We start from the raw sequence: 22,489 nt of genomic DNA, 5'->3' as shown, positions 1-22,489 counted from the left end.
GCCGTCCGTCGTCGCCGCGAACAGCGTCACGCCGAAGTCGATCCCCAGCGTCGGCACCAGTCCCGCCGCCGGGATCACGTCGGGCTGCTCCACCTGGATCGACACGAACCAGCGGCCTCGCTCCTGTGTCAGCGTGTAGTTGCGCACCTCGCCCTGCACGGGCTGCGACTGGCGCATCCGCACCCAGCCAAGTTTCGGTGGTTTCAGGCGCTGGTTGTCCGCGTCGAGCTTGCAATCCGAGGCCTTCGGGAACCGCAGCCCGGCGTCTTGGCCGCGTCCGCGAAAGCGGGGATAGCCGCCTTGGCCCTCGAAGAAGCGCCGGTAGCTCGCCTCCAGCCGTTTCAGGGTCTGCTGCTGCGCCTGCACCGGCGTCTCGGCCAGCCACGCCGTGTCCGGGTCGTTGCGCCACACCGTCAGCCAGCGACACATCGCCGCGTAACCCGAGAACTTCTCACCAGCAGCCCGCAGTCGCTGCTGTTCGCCTATCGCCCGGTTCCACACCCAGCGGCACGCGCCAGCGAACCGGCGCAGGGCGTGCGCGGTACCGGGCTTGAGGCGCAACTGGAAGCGGAAGGCTCGAATGGACATGATCAATACTGTATATAAAAACAGTCATCAATGCCACAGGAAACTCAACCACCAAGCCATTGGCTCGCTGCGCGAGCCTGCGCTCTACCTCCCCGTCCTTCAGGGCGGGGCTTCTCGCGCTTTCTGGTGACATCCCATGCCCTTGAAGGTCACGACTACTTGCGTGCCAGCCATACGCCCCACATGGCCAGCCCCATCCCCACCATCGCCACCGGGCTGAGCGCCTCGCCGAACAGCGCCCACGCCACCACCGCGGTGCAGGGCGGCACCATGTAGAACAGGCTGGCGACGTTCACCGCGCTGCCCGAGCGGATCAGGAAGTTCAGCAGCCCGACCGCGCCCAGCGAGAGCACCAGCACCAGCCACCCCAGCGCGAAGACGAAGGCGCCGGACGACCAGTCGATGGCCCGGTCTTCCGTCGCCCACGCCAGCGCGCCGGTGACCAGCAGGCAGGGCAGGAACTGCGCCACCGCACCAGTGCGGAAATCGAAGCTGGGGCAGTAGCGCTTCTGGTACAGCGTGCCCGCCGTGATGCCCAGCAGCGCGACCAGCGCCGCCGGCAGGCCGGGCAGGTGGACGAGGTGCCCGAGGGTCTGCAGGTCGAGCCCCGCGCCCGCCAGCCGCGACGACAGCACCAGCACCACGCCGACCAGCCCGAGCACGAGGCCCAGCCACTGCTTCGGCCGCACGGTTTCACCCAGCACCCAGCCGGCACCGACCGCGGTCAGCAGTGGCTGCAGGCCGACGACGAGGCTTGATACGCCGGCCGGCAGCCCCTGCGAGATGCCGGTGAACACGCCGCCCAGGTAGACCGCGTGGACCAGCAGCCCGGCCACCGCGAGGTGACCCCAGGCGCGCGCGCCTTGCGGCCACGGCGCCCGCACCCACAGCGCGGCCACCGCCATCAGCGCGACGACGAAGGCATAGCGTGTGGCCAGGAAACTCAGCGGCGGCGCGTGCGGAAGGCCGAGCTTGGCGCCGATGAAGCCGGTGCTCCACAGCAGCACGAAGAGCAGTGGGGCGTGGCGGCTCCAGCCGGTGGGAGTGGGGGGTGTCATTGGGAAACGGGGGCCGCGGGATCAGTGGCTGGCAGTATCGCAGCGTCCCGGCGCATCGGTCCCGGAGGCGTCCGGGCTGCCCGGTTCAGGGCGTTTCCAGCAGCCGCACCAGTTCGTTCCAGTACGGTGGCGGTGCGCCCCAGGTGTTCTCGTTGGCCTGCCATTGGCCGCCTGTGCTGGTGACGCCGATCCAGGTGGTGTCTGCCTGGCGGGCGCGGGCCACGACGGATTGCAGGGCGGCCGAAGTCGTGGCCGTGTGGACGAGGTGCCACGTCTGCAGGCCGCGTTGGCGGGCCTGCCGCGTCACCTCGGTCAACACGGTCTCGCGCTCGGCGTGGCTGGCGGCGGTGCCCTCGAAGACGACCACGGTTTCACCCGCCTGCAGCCCGTCGAGTACGCAGGCGTCGGCGATGCCCGGGTTGAACGCCAGCAGCGGGGCTGGCGAGCCTTTGCGGCGGTACTTGGCAACCAGGGCACGCAGCCGCGCGTACTGGGCGGAGAAGACCGTGCAGTCCCAGGTGGTCGGTGCGGTTTCGTCGAAGAACAGGCCGTCGAGGTCGGGCATCTGCGTCAGGTAGGTGGCCACCTGGGCCTCGATGCGGGCCCAGGTCTGGCACACACCGACCTGGTCGCAGTCGTGGCGGAAGTAGCCGGTGGGCACGTAGCCGAGGTGGCGTACGCCGCGCGCGCGCAGTTCAGCCGAACTGCGCTGCCAGGTGGCGAGGTTGGCGACGGGCGTGTTCGCGGTACCGGTGGCCATGATGCCCGCCTCGGGATTCAGCACCGCCAGGCTGGCCGTGGGCAGCAGCCGGTAGGCATCGGCGTTGCTGCCCCAGTAGCTGATGACCCCCAGCCCCGGACGGAGGGAGGCCCCTTGCGTGGTGCTCGTGGGGACGGTGGTGGCCGCCGCGGCGTCGGGAGAGGCGCTGCCGCCACAGCCGCCGAGCAGCCCGGCGCTCAGCAGCGCCATGGTCCACCGCTGCACCGGCCGCAGGTCTTGCCAAGGAGTGTTCATCGCGCCGAACCTCAGGAAAAACAAAGGAAGTGACAAAAATGATAATTTCGTCACATCCTAATGGCCGAATCTGAGCCGCTGCTTGTCAGAAGCTTGTCAGCGGCTTTTCTGAGGCCCTCGGCGAGAGGGGGTCGGCGGCGGAGGGCTCAGCGTGCGGGGGGCTGGTGCCGGGCGATCTTGTCGAGCAGTTCGATCAGCAGCGCGCGTTCGGCGCGGCTGAGGCAGCCATCGAGTTCGCCTTCCATCGCGGGCGTCTTCGTGGCGATCTCGTCGGCGAGCGCGCGGCCGCTGTCGGTCAGCATCACGTGCTGCGAGCGGCGGTCGACCTCGCTGCGCACGCGTTGCAGCACGCCCCGTTCCTGCATCCGGTCGAGCAGGATGGTGAGGTTCGGCGCGGACAGGGCCAGCGACTGCGCGAGCTGCTTGGGCGTGAGCTGCGCGTTGGCCGCGAGCAGCATCAGCAGCGAATACTCGACCGGGCGCAGGTCGAAGGGCTGGCCGAAGTGCTTGAGAAAGGTGACATGGGTGGTCACGCGGGCGCACGCGAGGTGGTGGCCGACGACGCTGTCCAGCACGCCCTGGGCGGGACCTTGTTTCTTGGTACTGCTGCTCATCACCGCATGATGCCCGCCTGCAAGCGCCGCGCCCATCACCCCGGGATCCAGCCCAGCGCCAGTGTCGCGTCTGCCACACGCTGCCAGCGCCAGCGCGCCGCGGGCAGCAGCCAGGTGCGGCCGTGCTGCGTGATGGTGAGCAGCCAGTCGCGCCGTGCGGTGTCGCTGTCGTTCAGCGCGGCGCGGGCCAGCCGCGCCCAGCTCCAGGCCAGCAGGCTGTGGCCAAGCGCGTGCAGGTAGTCGTCGGCGACGAGGAAGGGCCGGTCCGGCGCCGCGGCCCGGCCAGCCTGCAGCGCGGCGGTGGCGGCGACGATGGTCTCGACCTCGTCGGTGAGCGTGGCGGCCCAGGTGCGCAGCGTGCCGGCTGCGTCGTCTTGGGCGGCCAGCAGGGTGTCGATCTCGACGCGGAACACGTCCAGCAGCCGATCCAGCCGCTGCGGCCGGTCCAGCACCTTGCGCATCAGCAGGTCGATGGCCTGGATCTCGTTGGTGCCCTCGTAGATCAGCGCGATGCGGCTGTCGCGCACATGCTGCTCGATGCCCCAGTCGTGCACATAGCCGTGGCCGCCGAGCACGCCCAGCGCCTCGTTGGCGCCGTGGTGGCCGAGGTGGGTGAGGAAGGCCTTGAGGATGGGCGTCAGCAGCGCCACCAGATCGTCGCGCTCCTTGCGCACGGCGGCGTCCGGGTGGTGCTCCGACTCGTCGAGCAGGATCGCCGTCCAGTACGCCATGACGCGCGCGCCCTCGCACTGCGCGTGCAGGTCGAGCAGCGTGCGGCGCATCGCGGGGTGCCAGACGATCGGGTCCGGTCCCTTGTGCGCGGGATTGGCGTCTGCCGGACGGGCCGGTGCGCGCAGTTGCAGCCGCTCGCGGGCGTAGCTGGTGGCGATCTGGCAGGCGGCTTCCAGGTGGCCGAGGCCTTGCATCCCGACGTGCAGCCGCGCCGAGTTCATCATCAGGAACATCGCGGCCAGCCCGGCGTTCGGCTCGCCCAGGATCCAGCCTTCTGCCTGCTCGAAGCGCATCTGGGCGGTGGCGCTGCCCTTGATGCCCATTTTCTTCTCGATGCCGTCGCACCACGCGCCGTTGCGCCGGCCGTCGGGCAGCCACTTCGGCACCAGCACCAGCGTCAGGCCCTTGGTCCCCGCGGGGGCGCCGGGCAGGCGGGCGAGCACGAGGTGGACGATGTTGTCCGTCAGGTCCTGGTCGCCACCGGAGATGAAGATCTTGTTGCCGGTGACGGTGACGGCTGCGCCATTGACCACCGGCGCGTCCGGATCGACCGGCTCGCAGCGGGTGCGGGTCAGGCCGAGGTCGCTCCCGGCTTGCGGCTCGGTCAGGTTCATCGTCGAGAGCCACTCGCCGCTGACCACCTTCGGCAGGTAACGCGCACGCAACTCCGGCACGGCGTGGTGGCGGATCGCTTCATACGCGCCGTGCAGCAGCCCCGGGTACATGGTCCAGGCGTGGTTGGCCGAGACAAGCATCTCGAACAGCGCCGCGTTCAGCAGGCTGGGCAGGCCTTGGCCGCCGTCCTCGGGTGCGCAGGGCAGCGAGGGCCAGCCGCCGTCGACGAAGGCCTTCCACGCGGCGGGATAGCCGGTGGGTGTCTTCACGGTGTTGGCTTCCCAGCGGCAGCCCTCGGTGTCGCCGGAACCATTGATCGGCGCGATCACCTCGTGGGCAAAGCGGCCGGCCTGCTCCAGCACCTCGCGGGCGGTGTCGGCGTCGAGGTCGGCGAAGGCGGGCTGCTGGCGCCACGACGCGGGGGCATCCAGCACCTGCTCGATGACAAACTGCATGCGCTGCAGGGGCGGGGTCCAGGTGCTCATGTCGTCTGCTGCGGAGGCTTATTTCTTCTGCGCGCCGAGGTAGGTCTCGATCACGCGTGCATCGCCGGCCAGCTCGCGCGCCGGGCCCTCCAGCGCGATCGCGCCGGTCTCCAGCACATAGCCGTAGTCGGCGACTTCGAGCGCAGCGCGGGCGTTCTGCTCGATCAGCAGGATGCTCACGCCGGTCTCGCGCAGCCGGGTGATGATGCGGAAGATCTCGCGCACGATCAGCGGCGCCAGACCGAGGCTTGGCTCGTCGAGCATCAGCACCTTGGGCTGGCTCATCAGCGCGCGGCCCACGGCCAGCATCTGCCGCTCGCCGCCGGACATCGTGCCGGCGTGCTGGTCGCGGCGCTCCTTGAGGCGCGGGAACAGCGTGTAGACGTGGTCGAGCTGGTCGCGCCACTGGCCGTTGCCGCTGCGCATCTGGCGCCAGCCGCCGAGCACGAGGTTGTCCTCGACCGTCATGGTCGAGAACAGCTCGCGCTTCTCGGGCACCAGCGCCAGACCCGCCATCACGCGGTCTTCCAGCGTGACGTTGGCGAGGTCCTGGCCGTCGAACAGCACCTTGCCAGTGGACGGCAGCACGCCCATCAGCGCGTTCAGCGTCGTGGACTTGCCGGCGCCGTTCGGGCCGATCACGGTGACGACACTGCCGGCCGGCAGCGTCAGGTTCAGGCCCGAGAGCACCTCGGCCTTGCCGTAGCCGGCGTGCAGGCCGGTGACGGAGAGCAGGGCAGGGGGGGCGGTCTTGGTCGTGGAAGTCATCGTCATGGTGTCAGTGCTCCGTGCCGAGGTAGGCGGCGCGCACGACCGGGCTGGCCTGCACTTCGGCGGGGGTGCCCTCGATCAGCTTGGTGCCGAACTCCATCACCACGATGCGGTCGGTCAGGTTCATCACGAAGTCCATGTCGTGCTCGACCAGCAGCAGGCTCATGCCTTCGCCCTTGAGCTGGCGCAGCACGTTGGCCAGCGCCTGCTTTTCCTTGTGGCGCAGACCGGCGGCAGGTTCGTCCAGCAGCAGCAGCGCCGGGTCGGTGCACAGCGCGCGGGCGATTTCCATCATCCGCGCCGGGCCGAGCGCCAGGTTGCCGGCGAGTTCGTGCATCTGGTCCTGCATCCCGATGCGCACGAGCTGGCGTTCGGCTTCGCGGAAGAGCTGGCGCTCCTCGGCACGGTCGAGACGCAGCATCGCCTTGGCGGTGCCGGAGGTGCTGCGCAGGTAGCCGCCGAGGGCGACGTTCTCCAGCACCGTCATGTCCGGCAGCATCTTCACGTGCTGGAAGGTGCGCGACATGCCGCGGCGGGCGATCTCGCGCGAGGACAGCGCCGAGACGTCTTCCCCGCGGAAGCTCACCCGGCCGGAGGTCTTGGAGAGCACGCCCGACACGAGGTTGAAGGTGGTCGACTTGCCGGCGCCGTTCGGGCCGATCAGGCCGACGATGTCGCCGGTGCGGATCTGGAAGCTGACGTCATTGACCGCCACGAGGCCGCCGAACTGCTTGCGCACCTGGGCCACGTCCAGCAGCAGCTCGCCCGGTGCCGGCTTGCTGCGCTCGGGCAGCGGTGCGGCGTCGGCCCAGTCGCGCACCCGCTGGCGCGAGGGCAGGAAACGGTCAAACAGCTTTTCCAGGTGCGGCCAGAGGCCTTCCGGCGCGTACTTGAGCACCATCACCAGGACCACGCCGAACACGATGCTCTCGTAATTGCCGCTGGAGCCGAGCAGGCGCGGCAGCCAGTTCTGGAGCTGCTCCTCGACGATCTTGACCAGCGCGGCCCCCGTGAAGGCGCCCCAGACATTGCCCACGCCGCCGAGCACGGCCATGAACAGGTACTCGATGCCCTTGCCGAGCGCGAACGGCGAGGGGTTCACCGTGCGCTGGAAGTGCGCGAACAGCCAGCCCGAGATGGACGCGAGCATGGCGGCCAGCACGAACACCAGCACCTTGTAGCGGTAGGTCGAGATGCCCATGGCCTCGGCCATCGTCACGCCGCCCTTGAGCGCGCGGATGGCGCGGCCGGTGCGCGAGTCCAGCAGGTGGACCACGCCGACCGCCGCCAGCAGCGCGACGACCCAGATCACGTAGAAGTAGCTGCGCCCCGACGCCAGGCTCATGCCGAACAGCGTCATCGCCGGCACGCCCAGGATGCCGTCGTACTTGCCCAGCCAGTCCATGTTGGACATGGTGTAGTAGAGCGCCAGCGCCCAGGCGATGGTCGCCAGCGGCAGGTAGTGGCCCGACATGCGCAGCGTCACGGCGGCCAGGATCAGCGCCACGGCGACCGTGATCGCCAGGCCGATGAACACCGTCAGCCAGGGCGAGATGGCGTAGTTGACCGACAGGAAGGCCGCGGTGTAGGCGCCGACGCCGACGAACGCCGCCTGCCCGAAGGAGGTCAGGCCGGCGACCCCGGTGAGCAGCACCAGGCCGAGCGAGACGGTGGCGTAGAGGCCGATGTAGTTGAGCTGGGTGATCCAGAACTCCGGCACCGGCAGCACTGGCAGCAGGGCCAGCAGGGCGGCGAAGAACAGGAACCAGCGAGTGCGAGCCGCCACGGGTCAATCCTCCTCAGTATGCGGGTCACGCAGCGAACGCCACAGGAGCACCGGCAGGATGGAGGTGAACACGATCACCTCCTTGAATGAGCTGGCCCAGAACGAGCCGAACGATTCGAGCAGACCGACGCCGAGCGCGCCGACCAGCGCCATCGGGTAGCTCGCCAGCCCGCCGAACACGGCAGCGACGAAGCCCTTCAGGCCGATCAGGAACCCGGAGTCGTAGAACACGGTGGTGGTCGGGCCGATCAGCAGGCCCGACAGCGCGCCGATGAAGGCGGCCATCGTGAAGCTGAGGCGGCCGGCCTGCACCGTCGAGATGCCCATCAGGCGGGCGCCGAGGCGGTTCACGGCGGTGGCGCGCAAGGCCTTGCCGTACAGCGAGCGCTCGAAGAACAGCCACAGCAGCACGATCAGCGCGGCCGAGGCCAGGAAGATGATGACCGTCTGGCCCGTCAGCATCAGCGGGCCGGCGTTGAATCGCGCGTCCCAGAAGCTCGGGTTGCGGTAACCCTCGGCGCCGAAGAACAGCAGCCCCACCCCGGTGAGCGCGAAGTGCACCCCCACCGACACGATCAGCAGCACCAGCACGGTGGCGTCCGCCAGCGACTCGTAGGCGAGCCGGTAGGTCAGCCCGCCCAGCGGCGTGACGATGGCCAGCGTCAGCAGCGCCTGCACGACCAGCGGCAGGTTCAGCGGCGCGGCCACCATGGCGACCGTGGCGATCACCAGCGGCAGGGCCAGGGTCAGCACCGCGCCCTTGGCCACCAGCCCCGCCGGGCGGCGCTGGCGCAGTCCGTGGACCGCTTCGACCACGGCCGCCACCGCCGCCATGATCAGCAGCAGCCAGACGGTGCCCGGCACCTTGCCGGTCTGCAGCACGGCCAGCGTCAGCGCCCCATAGGCGACAAATTCGCCCTGCGGGATGAAGATCACCCGCGTGACGGCGAACAGCAGCACGGTCGCCGTGGCCAGCAGCGCGTAGACCGCGCCATTGGTCATGCCGTCGAGCGCCAGGATGCTTGCAATCGAGAAGTCCATCGGAGGGGGTTCCGGTTCAGGTGGGGGCGGCGCAGCCAAGGCCGCGCCGCAACAGACTTATTCGACCTTCCAGTCGCCGTTGACCACCTTCAGGATCACGCCGGTCTCGGTCGTGTAGCCCCAATGGTTGTCCTTCGAGTAGGTCAGCACGCCGTGGGAGATGACGGTGCGGCCCATGGTCTCGGTGGCGTCCTTCAGGGCGGCGCGGAACTCGGGCGTGCCCGGCTTGGCCTTCTTCAGCGCCATCGGGATGATCTTTTCGAGCACCAGCGCGGCGTCATAGGCGTGGCCGGCGAACTGGTTGCGCGAACCCGGGCCGTTGACCTTCTCGAACTTCTGCACGAAGTCGGTGGCGATCTTCTTGGACGGGTGGTCGTCGGGCAGCTGCTCGGCGATCACGCAGGGGCCGGAGACGACGTAGGCGCCCTCGACGTCCTTGCCACCGATGCGCATCAGGTCGCGCGTGGCGGCGGCGTGGGTCTGGTAGACCTTGCCCTTGTAGCCGCGCTCGATGATGGCCTTGTGCGGCATGGCAGCACCGGAACCGGAGGCGACGATCAGCATCGCGTCCGGATTCGCGGCCGTCAGCTTGAGGGCCTGGGCGGTCACGGCGGTGTCGGTGCGGGCGAAGCGCTCGGTCGCGATGACCTTGATTGGCAGGCCCATGGCGGTGGCTTCGGCCTGGAAGTCCTTGAGCCAGCTTTCGCCGTAGGCGTCCGTGTAGCCGAGGAAGCCGACCGTCTTCACGCCCAGCTTGCTCATGTGCTTGAGCATGGCGTGGGACATCACCGCGTTCGACTGCGGCAGGCGGAAGGCCCAGTTGTCCTTGCCGGCCTGGAGCACGGCGGGGGAGAACATGAACTGCGGCGTGCCGGCCTCGGCCACCGTGTCGGACATGGCGATGGCCACCGGCGTCGCGGCCGAGCCCATCACGATGTCCATCTTGTCGGTGACGAAGCGCTTGGCGTTCTGCACGCCCTTGGTCGGATCGGAGCCGTCGTCGAGCACGACCACGTTGAGCTTCTCGCCGCCGATCGAGGCGGGCCAGAGCTTGATGCCGTTCTGCATCGGGATACCCAGGCCGTTGGCCGGTCCGGTCAGCGGCAGGCTGATGCCGATGTTGATGTCGGCCCATGCTGCGCCAGAGGCCGCCCACAGCGCGGCTGTGGCGACCAGGGTCTTGAGAAGCGTCGGTGCGTTCTTCGAGGGGGTCATGTCTTCCTCCGGGTGTCGGTGGGTGGTGGCAATGTGCCGTTGAGAAGGGTCAAAATCCATGCGTATATTCCCGACCGACTGGTCGGTTTATCGCCGAATGGTGTCGGTTCGTCACCGTGGCGCCATCCGCAGCGCGCCGTCCAGACGGATCACCTCGCCGTTGAGGTGGCCGTTCTGGACGATGTGCGCCGCCAGTGCAGCGAACTCGTCGGGCTGGCCCAGGCGCTTCGGGAACGGAATCGACGCGGCCAGCGACTGCTGCACCGCTTCGGGCAATTCGTTCATCAGCGGCGTTGCGAACAGGCCCGGCGCGATGGTGCAGACGCGGATACCCCACTGCGCCAGATCGCGCGCCAGCGGCAGGGTCATGCCGACCACGCCGCCCTTGGAGGCCGAATACGCTTCCTGCCCGACCTGCCCGTCGAAGGCGGCGACCGAGGCGGTGTTGATGATGACGCCGCGCTCGCCCGAGGTGCCCTCCAGCGGCTCGGCCTTCGCCAGCCGGGCGGCGGCGAGGCGCACGACGTTGTAGGTGCCGATCAGGTTCACGCGCACGACGCGCTCGAAGTCCTCCAGCGGCGCGGGCGAGCCGTCGCGCTGGATCACGCGCTTGGCGCTGCCGATGCCGGCGATGTTCATGACGATGCGGGCGGTGCCGTGGGCGGCTTCGGCGGCGTCGAGTGCGGCGGTGACGCTGGCGCTGTCGGTGATGTCGCAGCGCAGCGCGAGCCCGCCGATGTCGGCGGCGACGCGCTCGGCGCCGGCCTGGTTGACGTCCAGCACGGTGACCTTGGCGCCTTGGCGGGCGAGTTCGCGGGCGACCGCCTCGCCGAGGCCCGAGCCGCCGCCGGTGACGATCGCGGCGTGTCCTTGAATCTGCATGGTGTTTCCTTCAGCCCTTTTTCAACCCTTGCGCGGCAGGATCACGAATGGATCGCTGGCGCTGCCTTCGTAGAGTGCCTCGACCAGCGCAGCGCGGTGCAGCAGCACGGCGCGCTGGTTGATCGAGCCCTTGTCGGTGACCTCGCCCTTGTCGATCGAGGGCAGCTCGGCCATGACGTGCATCCGCGCCGGGCGGTTGGCACTGCCGGTGCCGGCGCGCCAGAGCTGGTCGGCTACGCGCTGGAAGAAGTCGCGCACGGCCGGCGTGTGCATCAGCTCCGGCACGGGCAGCGACCCGGCCTCCAGTCCGTCGGCCTCAGCGAGCTTGCGACACTCGTCGACCCGTGGGAAGACCAGCAATCCGATCTCGTCGCGGTTCAGCCCGGCCACGACCACGTCCTGGATGCACGGCGCACCCGCCAGCGTGACCTTGGCGCGCAGCGGGCCGACGCTGACGAAGGTGCCGGTGGAGAGCTTGAAGTCCTCGGCGGTGCGGCCATCGAACAGCAGGCCGCGGGTCGGCTCGGCCGGGTCGATGAACTTCACGGCGTCGCCGGTGCGGTAGTAGCCTTCCTCGTCGAAGGCCTCGGCGGTTTGTTGCGGGGCGCGCCAGTAGCCGGGCATGACGTTCGGGCCGCGAAAGCGCACCTCGGTCTTGGCGTTGTCGCCCACGCCATCCGGCACCAGCTTGACCTCGACGCCCGGCACCGGCAGCCCGATGTGGCCCGAACGCACGTCGGTGCCGACCGCGAAGGTGCACGACGGCGCCGTCTCGGTCATGCCCAGGCCGGTGATGATGCGGATGCGCTCGCCGATCTCGGCCTCGCCGTGGGCGTCCAGCTTGTCCCAGACGGCCTGCGACAGCCCGGCGCCTGCGAACATGAAGGCCTGCACGCGGGCGAACAGCGATCGGCGCAGCACCGGGTCGGCGTCCATCGCGAAGGCGATTTCCTCGAAGCCCTTCGGCACGTTGAAGTAGATCGTCGGCGAGATCTCGCGCAGGTTGCGCAGCGTCTCGGCCATGCCCTTCGGGGTCGGCTTGCCTTCGTCGATGTAGAGCGTGCCGCCGTTGTAGAGCACGAGGCCGACGTTGTGGTTGCCGCCGAAGGTGTGGTTCCAGGGCAGCCAGTCCACCAGCACGGGCGGCTCGTCGGCGAGGAAGACCAAGCACTGGCGCAGCATCTGCTGATTGGCGCACAGCATCCGCTGCGTGTTGATGACCGCCTTGGGCAGCTTGGTCGAGCCGGAGGTGAAGAGGAACTTGACGATGGTGTCGGGGCCGACCAGCGCATGGGCAGCGTCACCGGAGGCACCCGGCGCGGTGGCCAGCAGCGCATCGAAGGGCGTGACGGGGCGGTCGTCGAGCGTGCCTTCGGTCAACACCACTTCCACGTCCGCGCCGAACACGGCCGAGATCGCCTTGCCATAGGCCGGCGAGGCGGCGAACACCAGCCCCGGCGTCACCGTGTCGGCGATGTGGCGCAGCTTGCCGAAGTCCTGCGAGATCAGCGAGTAGGCTGAGGACACCGGCGTCACCGGTACACCCGCCCACATTGCGCCCAGCACCAGCGTCAGGTGTTCGAGGTCGTTGTCGGACAGGATGGCGATCGGGCGCTCCGCCGACAGGCCGCGGTCCGTCAGCGCCTGGCCGACGGCGCGGGCGCGCTGCAGCATCTCGGCGTAGGTGATGCGCTGCCAGTCGCCGCCCTGCACGCGCTTGGCAGCGATGGCGCGGTCGGGAGCTTCCGCGGCCCACTGTTCCAGCGCGTCGGTCAGCCGGGGCGGAAACCAGCCCAGCGGCTCGGTGGCGCGCAGGCGCTGCAGGCCGTCGGTCCCGGTGTCCAGCACGGCGTCGGTGCAGCCGCCGACGCGGATGTCGCGGTAGCGGCCGGTGGGGTTCACGGCCGTGCTCATGACTGCTTGACCACCTTGCCCGCCCGCCCTTCGAGGAAGGCACGCAGCCGGTCCTGGGCTTCCGGCGTGTTGCTGGCGGCCGCGGCCATCAGCGATTCGGTGAACAGGCCCTCCGCCGGGCTCATCTCGACGATGCGCGGCAGCGCGTGCATCACGGCGAAGGCGGTCATTGGGGCGTTGCCGGCGATCTTGCGTGCCAGCGCGATGCCCTTGGCCAGCCCCTCGCCATCGGCGGTGCGGTAGTTGACGATGCCGTAGCGTTCGCCCTGGTCGGCATCGAAGACGCGGCCGGTCAGCATCATGTCGGTCATGCGCGCCGTGCCCATCAGCCGCGGGATGCGCACCGAGCCGCCGCCGCCGACGAAGATGCCGCGCTGGCCTTCGGGCAGGCCGAAGTAGGCCGAGTCCTCGGCGACCCGGATCTGGCACGACGCGGCCAGCTCCAGCCCACCGCCGACCACCGCACCGTGCAGCACCGCGATCACCGGCACCTTGCCGAACTGCACCGCGTCAAACGCCGCGTGCCAGCCGCGCGAGTGCAGGATAGCGCCGTGGATGTCGCGCTCCACCAGCTCCGACAGGTCCAGCCCGGCGCAGAAGTGGTCCCCGGCGCCGCTGACCACGACGGCGCGGGTCTCGGCCGGCAGGTTCACGAAGGCGGTGTGGAGTTGCGCCACCAGCGTGTCGTTGATGGCGTTGCGCTTGGCCGGCCGGTTCAGGCGGAGGTGCGTGACGGGGCCAGACTGGGAGATCTGCAGCAGGTCGAGCGCGGCCAGCAGGCCCGTGGCCGGGACAAACGTGGAGTCGAGGGCGGGTGTGGTCATGGCGTGAGGAGCGGCAGAAGCGAGAGAAATTTGATTAACAAATATAAGTATTTGCACGCTCTGAGTGCTCCGTAATTACCCTTTGCTGCACTGCGTCAAGGTTTAAATCATTCCTGTTTTGCGGGTAAACCCTGGTCTTGTGTTCCTAGATTGATTACAAAATTTAAGCAAATCACCCCGGTACGCTCCATGAACACCAACGACCTGATCGCCATCGACATCCACACCCACGCCGAGGTGTCGTGCCGCAACCCCTTCGACAGCTACGGCGAAGAGTACGACCGCGCCGCCGACAAGTACTTCGGCTCCAACCGGCGCCCGACGATCGCCGAGACGGTGGCCTACTACCGCGAGAAGAAGATTGGCCTGGTGATGTTCACGGTCGACAGCGAGGCGCAGCTCGGCCGCCGCCGCATCCCGAACGAGGAGATCTGCGACGCCGCGCGCGAGAACAGCGACATGATGGTGGCTTTCGCCTCGATCGACCCCCACAAAGGCAAGATGGGCGCCCGCGAGGCCCGGCGTTTGATCGAGGAGCACGGCGTCAAGGGCTTCAAGTTCCACCCGACGGTGCAGGGCTTCCTCCCGTACGACCGCATGGCCTGGCCGCTCTACGAGGTCATCGCCGAGTACAAGCTGCCGGCGATCTTCCACAGCGGCCACTCGGGCATCGGCTCGGGCATGCGCTGCGGCGGGGGCCTGCGGCTGCAGAACTCGAACCCGATGCTGCTGGAGGATGTGGCGATCGATTTCCCCGACATCCAGATCGTCATCGCCCACCCAAGCTGGCCGTGGCAGGACGAGGCCCTGTCGCTGGCGCTGCACAAGCCGAACATCTGGATCGACCTGTCCGGCTGGAGCCCGAAGTACTTCCCGGCGCAGCTGGTCCAGTACGCCAACACGCTGCTGAAGGACCGGATGCTGTTCGGCTCCGACTACCCGCTCATCACGCCCGAGCGCTGGATGAAGGACTTCGACGAGGCTGGCTTCAAGGACAAGGTCAAGCCGCTGATCCTCAAGGAAAACGCCAAGCGGCTGCTCGGCTTCGCCTGAGCGTCGTCGCTCCATTGGTCAGCGCCGGTGTCCCGGCATTGCGCAACAGGCTGCGCCGTTTGTGCCACGGCGCCCGGCCTTGCCCGGGTAAACACCGGTCTTCGTGGCCCGCAGACGGCGCGTTGAAGGCGGGGCACGCAGTTTGCACAGGAACGCCGCCGCCGCGGTACGTCTGTGTGCCGGTCGTGCCATCCATGTCCAATCAACGCCCCGAGGAGACCCCATGAAAGCCCTGCTGCCCGTTCTGGCCGCCGCCACCCTGACCCTGTCCGCCGGCCTGTCCCAGGCCGCCGAAGGCAAGGACGTCTACAACCAGAACTGCGCCATGTGCCACGTGCCGGGCCTGGCGAACGCGCCGAAGTTTGGCGACAAGGAAGCGTGGGGTCCGCGCGTGAAGACCGGCCGCGAGGCACTGCTGACGGCCGTCTTGAAGGGCAAGGGCGCCATGCCGGCCAAGGGTGGCAACCCCAAGCTGAGCGACGAGGACGTCGGCGCGGCACTCGATTACATGCTGGCCGCAGTCAAGTGATTTCCGGATAGCGTCCGAACGTTGTCACACTGCTGAAATATGAGGCAATCTAGGAAAAGTCCTTGTGAATCAAGGACTTGAGTACTGAATTCTCAGCTCATCCCCAGGGTTATCCACAGCGCCTGTGGAATGGGCTGGCGAGATTCAGGCACAAAAAAAGCGCGACCTCGGTCGCGCTTTTTCATGCGTGCAGGGTCACTGCTCGGCGAAAGCCCGCTCGATGACGAAGTCGCCCGGCGTGGTCGTGTTGCCTTCGGCGAAACCGCGCTCTTCGAGCATCTTCTTCAGGTCGCGCAGCATCGCAGGGCTGCCGCAGATCATGGCGCGGTCTTCGGCCGGGTTCAGCGCCGGCAGGCCGAAGTCGCTCCACATGCGGCCGTCGGCGATCAGGTCGGTGATGCGGCCCTGGCGCTCGAAGGGCTCGCGCGTCACGGTCGGGCAGTAGACCAGCTTGTCGCCGATCACTTCGCCCAGGAACTCGTGGTTCGGCAGGCTCTTGAACAGGTCCTGGTAGGCCAGCTCGTTCACCTGGCGGCAGCCGTGGACGACGATGACCTTCTCGAAGCGCTCGTAGGTCTCCGGGTCCTGGATGATCGACAGCCACGGGGCCAGGCCAGTGCCAGTGCCCAGCAGGTACAGGCGCTTGCCGGGGTTCAGGTAGTCGACCAGCAGCGTGCCGGTGGGCTTGCGGCCGACGAGGATCTTGTCGCCGACCTGCAGGTGCTGCAGGCGCGAGGTCAGCGGGCCGTCCGGCACCTTGATCGAGAAGAAGTGCAGGCTCTCTTCCCAGTTCGGGCTGGCGATGGAGTAAGCACGCAGCAGCGGCTTGCCGTTGACGGGCAGGCCGATCATCACGAAGTGACCGCTCGAAAACCGGAAGGCCGGGTCGCGTGTGGTGGTGAAGCTGAACAACCGGTCGGTCCAGTGGTGGACCGAGGTGACGGTTTCTTCGTTGAAGGCTTTCATGGCAGTCGCAGGCAGGGGCACAGGGCCAGCGCGGAGGGGTCGCGCGAAAGGATCGAGGATACCCGATGGAGGTAGAAGGTCACAAACGGCTGTGGCCGTCAATCAGGCGTTCCCCCGCGAACAGGCTTTCGACGGTCTCACGGGCGCGGATCAGCGTGACCTGCGCGCCATCGACCATCACCTCAGCGGCGCGCGGGCGGCTGTTGTAGTTGCTCGCCATCGTCATGCCGTAGGCGCCGGCCGACAGCATCGCCAGCGTGTCGCCCTCCTGCACCGCCAGTTCACGGTCGCGGCCGAGCCAGTCGCCCGACTCGCACACCGGGCCGACCACGTCCCAGGTCTGCGCCGCGTCGTCGCGCTGCTGGCAGGGCACGATGCCCATCCACGCCTCGTACATCGCCGGGCGCGCCATGTCGTTCATCGCGGCGTCGACGATGCAGAAGTTCTTGTGTTCGCCGGGCTTGAGGTAGAGCACCTCGGTCAGCAGCACGCCGGCGTTGCCGACCAGCGAGCGGCCTGGCTCCATCAGGATCTCGCGGTGACCGTGGCCGCGCGCATCGATCTTGGCCAGCAATGCGCCGATCAGCGCGTCGGCGGTGGGCGGCTGCTCGTCGGTGTAGGTGATGCCCAGGCCGCCGCCGAGATCGAGGTGGTGCACGGGAATGCCGGCCGCCTCAATCGCCTCGACCAGGTCGAGCACGCGGTCGAGCGCGTCAAGGTAGGGGCTGATCTCGGTGATCTGCGAGCCGATGTGGCAGTCGATGCCGTGCACGGCGATGCCGGGCAGGCGGGCAGCGTGCTGGTAGACGGCCAGCGCGTGTTCGTGCGAGATGCCGAACTTGTTGCCTTTCAGCCCGGTGGAGATGTAAGGATGTGTCTTGGCGTCGACGTCCGGATTGACGCGCAGGCTGATCGGCGCGGTCTTGCCCATCGCGCTGGCGACTTCGGACAGCACGTCGAGTTCGGCCTCGCTCTCGACGTTGAAGCAGCGCACGCCGGCCTCCAGCGCCAGGCGCATCTCGGCGCGGGTCTTGCCGACACCCGAGAACACCACCTTGTCCGCCGAGCCCCCCGCGGCCAGCACGCGCTGCAACTCGCCCGCGGAGACGATGTCGAAGCCGCAGCCGGCCTCGGCGAAGGTCTGCAGCACGGCGAGGCTGGAGTTGGCCTTCATCGCGTAGCAGACCAGGTGCGGACGGCCGGCCAGCGCGTGCTGATAGGCCGCGGCGGCCGAGCGCATGGCCTGGCGCGAGTACACGTACAGCGGCGTGGCGAATTCATGCGCCAGACCGGCCAGCGCGTGGCCTTCGAGCGTGAGGGTGCCGGCGGCGTCGCGGGCGAGAAAGGGGGAGCCGGGCAGGTTCATCGTGCGGGTGTGGAGGCGGGGGCGGCCGCGGCCGCAGGAAGGGAAGGAGGGGTGTCCGAGGGGGGCAGCGTCAGCGGACCCTTCTGGCCGCAGGCCGACAGCAGCAGGGCACAGGCCCCGGCCGCGCACAGCGCTAAACTCGTTTTCAGCAAGCCTTTGAACATCGACGGATTCTAGCGACCATGGACCACACCTCTGCTTCGACCGGCCTCTCCGACGCCGAGTACACCCGCCGCGCCCATGCGGCACTGGCCGCCATCGAGACCACCATCGACCGCTGGCTGGACGACGACGTGATCGACATCGACACGCACCGCACGGGCGGCCTGCTGGAGCTGAGCTTCCCGGGCGGCAGCAAGATCATCCTCAACACGCAGCCGCCGCTGCAGGAGCTGTGGATGGCGGCCCGCGCCGGGGGCTTCCACTACCGCTGGACCGACGGCGCCTGGCGCGACGGCCGCGGCGGCGACGAGTTCTTCGCCGCGCTGTCCGCCCAGGCCAGCGCACAGGGGGGGTGCGCGCTGGTCTTCACGCCGCCGGACCTGCCCGCCTGAGGCGGGCAGAGCCGGCTCAGCGCGGAACGTCCGCGGGTGACGGTGCCGGCATGGGTGCAGGCATGGGCGCGGGCGCTGCTGGCGGTGCCGGCACGTCTGGCGCCGGCGACGGACTGGGCGTACCACCGGTGTCGCGGAACAGGTCGAGGATGCCCTTGCGCTCTTCCGACCGGGCTGGTCGGGGCGCCACGTCTTCCAGACCCAGCGAGCGCACGCCGCCACCCTGGCTGTTCTCGGTGTAGTACCAGTCGTTGTTGAGGAACACCACGCCATCCGGCGCGCTGTATTCGCTCACCGGCACGCCGCGCAGCGCCTGCGCCATGTAGTCGATCCAGATCGGCAGGGCCAGCCCGCCGCCGGTTTCCTTGTCGCCCAGCGAGCGCGGCGTGTCATAGCCGATCCAGACCACGGCGACGAGGCCCTTGTTGTAGCCGCTGAACCAGGCGTCCTGCGAGTCGTTGGTGGTGCCGGTCTTGCCGTAGAGGTCCGGGCGCTTCAGCGTGGACTGGGCCTTGGACGCGGTGCCGGTGCGGGTGACTTCCTGCAGCAGGCTGCTGGTGATGAAGGCGTTGCGGGCCGGGATGGCACGCATGCGCTCGTCCTGGCCGCTCTGCGGCGGCGCCTGGGTGATGACCTGGCCGCGGGCATCGGTGATGCGGGTGATCAGCACCGGATTGATCCGGATGCCACCGTTGGCGAGCACGGCGTAACCATCGGCCATCGAGATCGGTGTGACTGCGCCGGCGCCCAGTGCCATCGTCAGGTAGGGCGGGTTCTTCTCGGCCTCGAAGCCGAAGCGGGTGATCCACTGCTGTGCATAGGACGGCCCGACCGCCTTGAGCAGGCGGATCGAGACCATGTTCTTCGACTTGGCCAGACCGCGCCGGATCGACATCGGGCCGTCGAACTGGCCGTCGTAGTTCTTCGGCTCCCAGGGCTGGCTGCCGGTGACGCCCGCGTCGAAGAACAGCGGCGCGTCGTTGACCACGGTGGCGGGCGAGAAGCCCTTTTCCATGGCCGCGGAGTAGATGAAGGGCTTGAAGCTCGACCCCGGCTGGCGCCAGGCCTGCGTGACGTGGTTGAACTTGCTCTTGGCGTAGTCGAAGCCGCCGACCATGGCGCGGATCTCGCCGGTCTGCGGGTCCAGCGCGACGAGCGCACCTTCGACTTCGGGCAGGTTGACGATGTTCCAGTCGCCCCTGGCCGACTTCATGATGCGGACCACGGCGCCGCGCCGGATCTGCATCTTGGGCGCAACGTCCGCCATCAGCGAGGGGCGGGCCTGGCGCAGGCCGTCGCCGGTCACGGTGATGGTCTCGCCGTTCTGCAGCATGGCGATGACCTTTCTCGGGTCCGCCGAGGTGACGACGGCGGCGCGCAGGTCGTCCAGATCCGGGTGCTCTTCCAGCACTTCGGCCACGCGGGCGTCCAGCTTGTCCTCGTCGCGGGGCAGGTCGGCGAAGGCACTCGGGCCGCGGTAGGCCTTGCGCTGCTCGAAGGCCAGCAGGCCGCGCCGCAGGGTGCGGTAGGCCTGCATCTGGTCGGTCGAGCGCAGCGACAGCTCGACGTTCAGGCCCCGGGTGTAGGCCGCATCGCCGTACTGGGCGAAGATCATCTGGCGGGCCGTTTCGGCCGCGTATTCGGCGTGGATGCCCGAACTGCGCGGCGTGTGGTAGGTCAGTGTTTCCGCCAGGGCCTCGTCCCGCTGGGCTTCGGTGATGAAGCCGTTCTCGACCATGCGGCTGATGATGTAGCGCTGGCGCAGCTCGGCCCGCTTGCGGTTGACGATCGGGTTGTAGGCCGACGGCGCCTTGGGCAGGCCGGCGAGCATGGCGGCCTCGGCGATGGTGATGTCCTTGAGCGGCTTGCCGAAGTAGATCTCGCTGGCCGCCGCGAATCCGTAGGCGCGCTGACCCAGGAAGATCTGGTTCATGTAGACCTCCAGGATCTTTTCCTTGCTGAGCTGGCTCTCGATCTTCAGCGACAGCAGGATCTCGTAGACCTTGCGGGTCAGCGTCTTCTCGGTGGAGAGGTAGAAGTTGCGCGCCACCTGCATGGTGATGGTGGAGGCACCCTGGCTGCGCGCGTCGTGCAGGTTCTCGATGCCGGCCCGCAGGATGCCCTTGTAGTCGATGCCGCCGTGCTGGTAGAAGCGGGCGTCCTCGATGGCGAGCACGGCGTCCTGCATCACCTTGGGAATGGCCTTGATCGGGAGATAATTCCGGCGCTCTTCGCCGTACTCGCCCAGCGTCACTCCGTCGGCCGAAACCACCCGCATCGGCAGCTTGGGGCGGTAGTCCACGAGGCCATTGATCTCGGGCAGATTGGGGTAGGCCACAGCCAGTGCGAGCCCCAGCAGCAGCAGGAAGGTGAGGACCAGCGCCAGCGGCAACCCGATCAGCCACGCCATGACGCGCAGCGCAGGGTGGAGGCGAGGAGGCGACGGGGTCTGGCGGTCGGTCGAAGGAGGTCGAGGGTTGTCGCTCATGTACAGATTGGCCTGAATCGTCCGATGGATTATAGGAACTGGTCACAAACGCCGAGATACGTTTGTAACGCCCCTGGATCGCGCCTTGTCCGGGAGGTCGTATTGTGCTTGGATGGGGGCTTGCGCTCGTCTTTCCGGGGACAACGCGGCGACAATGCAAAATCCGGGAAAATCTTTGTGCCTCAATGCCTTTGTTGCTAGCATTGAAGTGGTTTATTAACTGTCCGGCACGTCCCCGGACGTGACTTTGGGGATCTGCGTGAGCTTTCTTGACATCCTTCTGGGCCGCAAGCATGCGTCTCTGATCGGACTGGACATCAGCTCTTCCGGTGTCAAGCTGGTCGAGCTGAGTCAGAGCGCGTCGGGTGAGTACATCGTCGAACGCTTCGCCAGCGAGATCTTCGAGAAGGGCTGGATCTCGGAAGGCCAGATCGAGAAGTTCGACGAGGTGGCCGATGCCGTCAAGCGTGTGGTCGTCAAGAGCGGCTCGCGCACCAAGAGCGTGGCGATGGCCATGCCGCAGTCGGCGGTGATCACCAAGAAGATCATCCTGCCGGGTGGACTGCGCGAGGAAGAACTCGAGATGCAGGTCGAGGCCGAGGCCCACCAGTACATCCCCTTCTCGCTCGACGAGGTGAGCCTCGATTTCTGCGTCGTCGGGCCCAGTTCGGACCAGGTCGGCGATGTCGAGGTGCTGATCGCCGCGTCGCGCAAGGACCGGGTGCAGGATCGGCAGGGCTTGGCTGAGGCGGCCGGGCTCAAGCCGGTCATCCTCGACATCGAATCCAATGCGTCCCGGCTGGCCATGAGCCGCGTCATCGAGAACCTGCCGAACCAGGGCCGCGACGCGCTGGTGGCGCTGTTCGAGATCGGTGCGGACGCGACCAGCCTGAAGGTGCTGCGCGACGAGGACATCCTCTACGACCGGGACCAGGCCTTCGGCGGTGCGCAGCTCACCCAGCTCATTGCCCGCCAGTACGGCCTGTCCTTCGAGGAAGCAGAGAACCGCAAGACGGCCGGTGACCTGCCGGAAGACTATGAATCGACGCTGCTGGTGCCGTTTGTCGACAGCCTGTCCCAGGAAATCGGCCGTGCCCTCCAGTACTTTTTCACGAGCACCCCGCACCACAAGGTCCACTACGTGATGCTGTCGGGCGGCTCGGCCACACTGCCCGGTCTGAAGGAGCGGGTGACCGAGTTCACCGGCTTCGCGTCCCAGGTGGTCAACCCCTTCGAAGGCATGAAAATCGGTTCCGCTGTCCGGGAAAGCAAGTTGCGCCGCGAGGCCCCGTCCTACCTGACCGCCTGCGGGCTGGCGATGCGGAGATTCCTGCAATGATCCTGATCAACCTCCTCCCGCACCGGGAAGAGAAGCGCAGGCGCCGCAAGCAGGCCTTTTTCCTGGGCATCGGTCTGGCGGTCCTGGCCGGCGCACTCATCGCGGGGGCCTGGTATCTGGTGCTGGGCGAAATGCGGCGCGAACAGCGTTCCCGCAACGAGTTTCTGCAGGTGGAGATCCAGCGACTGGAAGGCCAGATCAAGGACATCGCCTCGCTGAAGTCCGAGATCGAGGCGCTGAAGGCGCGGCAGAAGGTGGTCGAGGACTTCCAGATCGACCGCAACATGCCCGTGCACCTGCTGAACGAGCTGACCGCGCAGGTGCCCGAGGGCATCTACCTGACAGCGATCCGGCAGGACGGCCAGAGCGTGGCCGTGACCGGTGTGGCGCAGACCAACGAGCGGGTGTCCGAGTTCCTGCGCAACACCGCCTACCACTCGCCGTGGCTGGAGCGACCCGAACTGGTCGAGATCAAGGCCGCCGCCGTCACGACGGCGCGCGACCAGAAGCGCCTGTTCGAGTTCGCCGTGCGCCTGACGCTCAAGCGTCCGCAGGATCTGGAGCAGGCGGCCCGCGCAGCGGCCCCGGGTGCCTCGGCCGTTCCGGCGGCTGCGTCGGCCGTGCCTGCTGCCTCCGCGGCGGCTGCCCGGTGAA

The 22,489-nt window shown here is 68.1% G+C and carries 21 protein-coding genes; 5 read left to right on the top strand and 16 right to left on the bottom strand.

What is annotated here, in order from left to right:
* The 12 genes from AABN02_RS10640 to AABN02_RS10585 all read right to left on the bottom strand — a co-directional run.
* A partial coding sequence (locus tag AABN02_RS10640) for a transposase (protein ID WP_338414908.1) occupies window positions 1-588 on the bottom strand: 588 nt, incomplete at its 3' end.
* 155 nt (window positions 589-743) lie between these two features.
* Window positions 744-1,646: a DMT family transporter gene (locus tag AABN02_RS10635; RefSeq protein WP_338414907.1), complete on the bottom strand. Its 903-nt coding sequence runs from the start codon at window positions 1,644-1,646 to the stop codon at window positions 744-746.
* An 85-nt stretch (window positions 1,647-1,731) separates the two neighbouring features.
* Window positions 1,732-2,661 carry a spherulation-specific family 4 protein gene (locus tag AABN02_RS10630; RefSeq protein WP_338414906.1) on the bottom strand — a complete coding sequence of 310 codons (930 nt, stop codon included), beginning with the start codon at window positions 2,659-2,661 and terminating at the stop codon, window positions 1,732-1,734.
* Between the two features lie 146 nt (window positions 2,662-2,807).
* Window positions 2,808-3,275: a MarR family transcriptional regulator gene (locus AABN02_RS10625; protein ID WP_338414905.1), complete on the bottom strand. Its 468-nt coding sequence runs from the start codon at window positions 3,273-3,275 to the stop codon at window positions 2,808-2,810.
* A 35-nt stretch (window positions 3,276-3,310) separates the two neighbouring features.
* A complete protein-coding gene (locus tag AABN02_RS10620) occupies window positions 3,311-5,107 on the bottom strand; it encodes an acyl-CoA dehydrogenase family protein (RefSeq protein WP_338414904.1) in 1,797 nt (598 codons plus the stop codon).
* Between the two features lie 18 nt (window positions 5,108-5,125).
* Window positions 5,126-5,875, bottom strand: coding sequence for an ABC transporter ATP-binding protein (locus AABN02_RS10615; protein ID WP_338414911.1), 750 nt, complete (start codon window positions 5,873-5,875; stop codon window positions 5,126-5,128).
* A gap of 10 nt (window positions 5,876-5,885) precedes the next feature.
* A complete protein-coding gene (locus AABN02_RS10610) occupies window positions 5,886-7,664 on the bottom strand; it encodes a branched-chain amino acid ABC transporter ATP-binding protein/permease (RefSeq protein WP_338414903.1) in 1,779 nt (592 codons plus the stop codon).
* Between the two features lie 3 nt (window positions 7,665-7,667).
* Window positions 7,668-8,705 carry a branched-chain amino acid ABC transporter permease gene (locus tag AABN02_RS10605; protein WP_338414902.1) on the bottom strand — a complete coding sequence of 346 codons (1,038 nt, stop codon included), beginning with the start codon at window positions 8,703-8,705 and terminating at the stop codon, window positions 7,668-7,670.
* A gap of 57 nt (window positions 8,706-8,762) precedes the next feature.
* Window positions 8,763-9,920, bottom strand: coding sequence for an ABC transporter substrate-binding protein (locus AABN02_RS10600; RefSeq protein WP_338414901.1), 1,158 nt, complete (start codon window positions 9,918-9,920; stop codon window positions 8,763-8,765).
* Window positions 9,921-10,031: 111 nt separating this feature from the next.
* Window positions 10,032-10,802: an SDR family NAD(P)-dependent oxidoreductase gene (locus AABN02_RS10595; protein ID WP_338414900.1), complete on the bottom strand. Its 771-nt coding sequence runs from the start codon at window positions 10,800-10,802 to the stop codon at window positions 10,032-10,034.
* 21 nt (window positions 10,803-10,823) lie between these two features.
* Window positions 10,824-12,716 carry a feruloyl-CoA synthase gene (locus AABN02_RS10590; RefSeq protein WP_338414899.1) on the bottom strand — a complete coding sequence of 631 codons (1,893 nt, stop codon included), beginning with the start codon at window positions 12,714-12,716 and terminating at the stop codon, window positions 10,824-10,826.
* The gene (locus AABN02_RS10585; protein WP_338414898.1) at window positions 12,713-13,540 is read right to left on the bottom strand and encodes a crotonase/enoyl-CoA hydratase family protein; all 828 of its coding nucleotides are present in this window, start codon (window positions 13,538-13,540) and stop codon (window positions 12,713-12,715) included. The genes AABN02_RS10590 and AABN02_RS10585 overlap by 4 nt, the downstream gene beginning before the upstream one ends.
* Window positions 13,541-13,729: 189 nt before the next feature.
* Here AABN02_RS10585 and AABN02_RS10580 point away from each other — a divergent pair, with 189 nt between their 5' ends.
* Window positions 13,730-14,593: an amidohydrolase family protein gene (locus tag AABN02_RS10580; RefSeq protein WP_338414897.1), complete on the top strand. Its 864-nt coding sequence runs from the start codon at window positions 13,730-13,732 to the stop codon at window positions 14,591-14,593.
* A 223-nt stretch (window positions 14,594-14,816) separates the two neighbouring features.
* A complete protein-coding gene (locus AABN02_RS10575; protein ID WP_338414896.1) occupies window positions 14,817-15,122 on the top strand; it encodes a c-type cytochrome in 306 nt (101 codons plus the stop codon).
* 195 nt (window positions 15,123-15,317) lie between these two features.
* Here AABN02_RS10575 and AABN02_RS10570 read toward each other — a convergent pair whose 3' ends face one another.
* The 3 genes from AABN02_RS10570 to AABN02_RS10560 all read right to left on the bottom strand — a co-directional run bounded on the left by AABN02_RS10570 (window position 15,318) and on the right by AABN02_RS10560 (window position 17,618).
* Entirely contained in the window at window positions 15,318-16,088 is a 771-nt protein-coding gene (locus AABN02_RS10570) for a ferredoxin--NADP reductase (RefSeq protein WP_338414895.1), read from the bottom strand.
* A gap of 79 nt (window positions 16,089-16,167) precedes the next feature.
* Window positions 16,168-17,454, bottom strand: coding sequence for a diaminopimelate decarboxylase (gene lysA, locus AABN02_RS10565; protein ID WP_338414894.1), 1,287 nt, complete (start codon window positions 17,452-17,454; stop codon window positions 16,168-16,170).
* On the bottom strand, window positions 17,451-17,618 hold the full coding sequence (locus AABN02_RS10560; RefSeq protein ID WP_338414893.1) for a lipoprotein: 168 nt from the start codon (window positions 17,616-17,618) through the stop codon (window positions 17,451-17,453). The genes lysA and AABN02_RS10560 overlap by 4 nt, the downstream gene beginning before the upstream one ends.
* Before the next feature lie 18 nt (window positions 17,619-17,636).
* Between AABN02_RS10560 and cyaY the strand changes: the two genes are divergently transcribed.
* Complete coding sequence (cyaY, locus tag AABN02_RS10555; RefSeq protein ID WP_338414892.1) at window positions 17,637-18,008, top strand: iron donor protein CyaY; 372 nt, start codon at window positions 17,637-17,639, stop codon at window positions 18,006-18,008.
* A 16-nt stretch (window positions 18,009-18,024) separates the two neighbouring features.
* On the opposite strand, the gene AABN02_RS10550 is transcribed toward cyaY, so the two are convergent.
* Window positions 18,025-20,418, bottom strand: coding sequence for a penicillin-binding protein 1A (locus AABN02_RS10550; protein ID WP_338414910.1), 2,394 nt, complete (start codon window positions 20,416-20,418; stop codon window positions 18,025-18,027).
* Between the two features lie 337 nt (window positions 20,419-20,755).
* On the opposite strand from AABN02_RS10550, the gene AABN02_RS10545 reads away from it, so the two are divergent.
* Window positions 20,756-21,835, top strand: a complete 1,080-nt coding sequence (locus tag AABN02_RS10545; protein WP_338414891.1) for a pilus assembly protein PilM — start codon at window positions 20,756-20,758, stop codon at window positions 21,833-21,835.
* Window positions 21,832-22,488, top strand: a complete 657-nt coding sequence (locus tag AABN02_RS10540) for a PilN domain-containing protein (protein WP_338414890.1) — start codon at window positions 21,832-21,834, stop codon at window positions 22,486-22,488. The genes AABN02_RS10545 and AABN02_RS10540 overlap by 4 nt, the downstream gene beginning before the upstream one ends.
* Window position 22,489: the final 1 nt, after the last annotated feature.

Origin of the sequence: uncultured Sphaerotilus sp., assembly GCF_963924895.1 — a bacterium.
Classification (GTDB): Bacteria; Pseudomonadota; Gammaproteobacteria; order Burkholderiales; family Burkholderiaceae_C; genus Sphaerotilus.
This window is presented reverse-complemented; position numbering and strand designations above follow the sequence as displayed.

Coding starts and splice junctions, on each gene's coding strand:
- AABN02_RS10590 (WP_338414899.1), bottom strand. CDS start 12,716: ATGAGCACGGCCGTGAACCCCACCGGCCGCTACCGCGACATCCGCGTC.
- AABN02_RS10585 (WP_338414898.1), bottom strand. CDS start 13,540: ATGACCACACCCGCCCTCGACTCCACGTTTGTCCCGGCCACGGGCCTG.
- AABN02_RS10630 (WP_338414906.1), bottom strand. CDS start 2,661: ATGAACACTCCTTGGCAAGACCTGCGGCCGGTGCAGCGGTGGACCATG.
- AABN02_RS10605 (WP_338414902.1), bottom strand. CDS start 8,705: ATGGACTTCTCGATTGCAAGCATCCTGGCGCTCGACGGCATGACCAAT.
- lysA (WP_338414894.1), bottom strand. CDS start 17,454: ATGAACCTGCCCGGCTCCCCCTTTCTCGCCCGCGACGCCGCCGGCACC.
- AABN02_RS10600 (WP_338414901.1), bottom strand. CDS start 9,920: ATGACCCCCTCGAAGAACGCACCGACGCTTCTCAAGACCCTGGTCGCC.
- AABN02_RS10615 (WP_338414911.1), bottom strand. CDS start 5,875: ATGACTTCCACGACCAAGACCGCCCCCCCTGCCCTGCTCTCCGTCACC.
- AABN02_RS10560 (WP_338414893.1), bottom strand. CDS start 17,618: ATGTTCAAAGGCTTGCTGAAAACGAGTTTAGCGCTGTGCGCGGCCGGG.
- AABN02_RS10620 (WP_338414904.1), bottom strand. CDS start 5,107: ATGAGCACCTGGACCCCGCCCCTGCAGCGCATGCAGTTTGTCATCGAG.
- AABN02_RS10635 (WP_338414907.1), bottom strand. CDS start 1,646: ATGACACCCCCCACTCCCACCGGCTGGAGCCGCCACGCCCCACTGCTC.
- AABN02_RS10550 (WP_338414910.1), bottom strand. CDS start 20,418: ATGGCGTGGCTGATCGGGTTGCCGCTGGCGCTGGTCCTCACCTTCCTG.
- cyaY (WP_338414892.1), top strand. CDS start 17,637: ATGGACCACACCTCTGCTTCGACCGGCCTCTCCGACGCCGAGTACACC.
- AABN02_RS10595 (WP_338414900.1), bottom strand. CDS start 10,802: ATGCAGATTCAAGGACACGCCGCGATCGTCACCGGCGGCGGCTCGGGC.
- AABN02_RS10575 (WP_338414896.1), top strand. CDS start 14,817: ATGAAAGCCCTGCTGCCCGTTCTGGCCGCCGCCACCCTGACCCTGTCC.
- AABN02_RS10540 (WP_338414890.1), top strand. CDS start 21,832: ATGATCCTGATCAACCTCCTCCCGCACCGGGAAGAGAAGCGCAGGCGC.
- AABN02_RS10580 (WP_338414897.1), top strand. CDS start 13,730: ATGAACACCAACGACCTGATCGCCATCGACATCCACACCCACGCCGAG.
- AABN02_RS10570 (WP_338414895.1), bottom strand. CDS start 16,088: ATGAAAGCCTTCAACGAAGAAACCGTCACCTCGGTCCACCACTGGACC.
- AABN02_RS10625 (WP_338414905.1), bottom strand. CDS start 3,275: ATGAGCAGCAGTACCAAGAAACAAGGTCCCGCCCAGGGCGTGCTGGAC.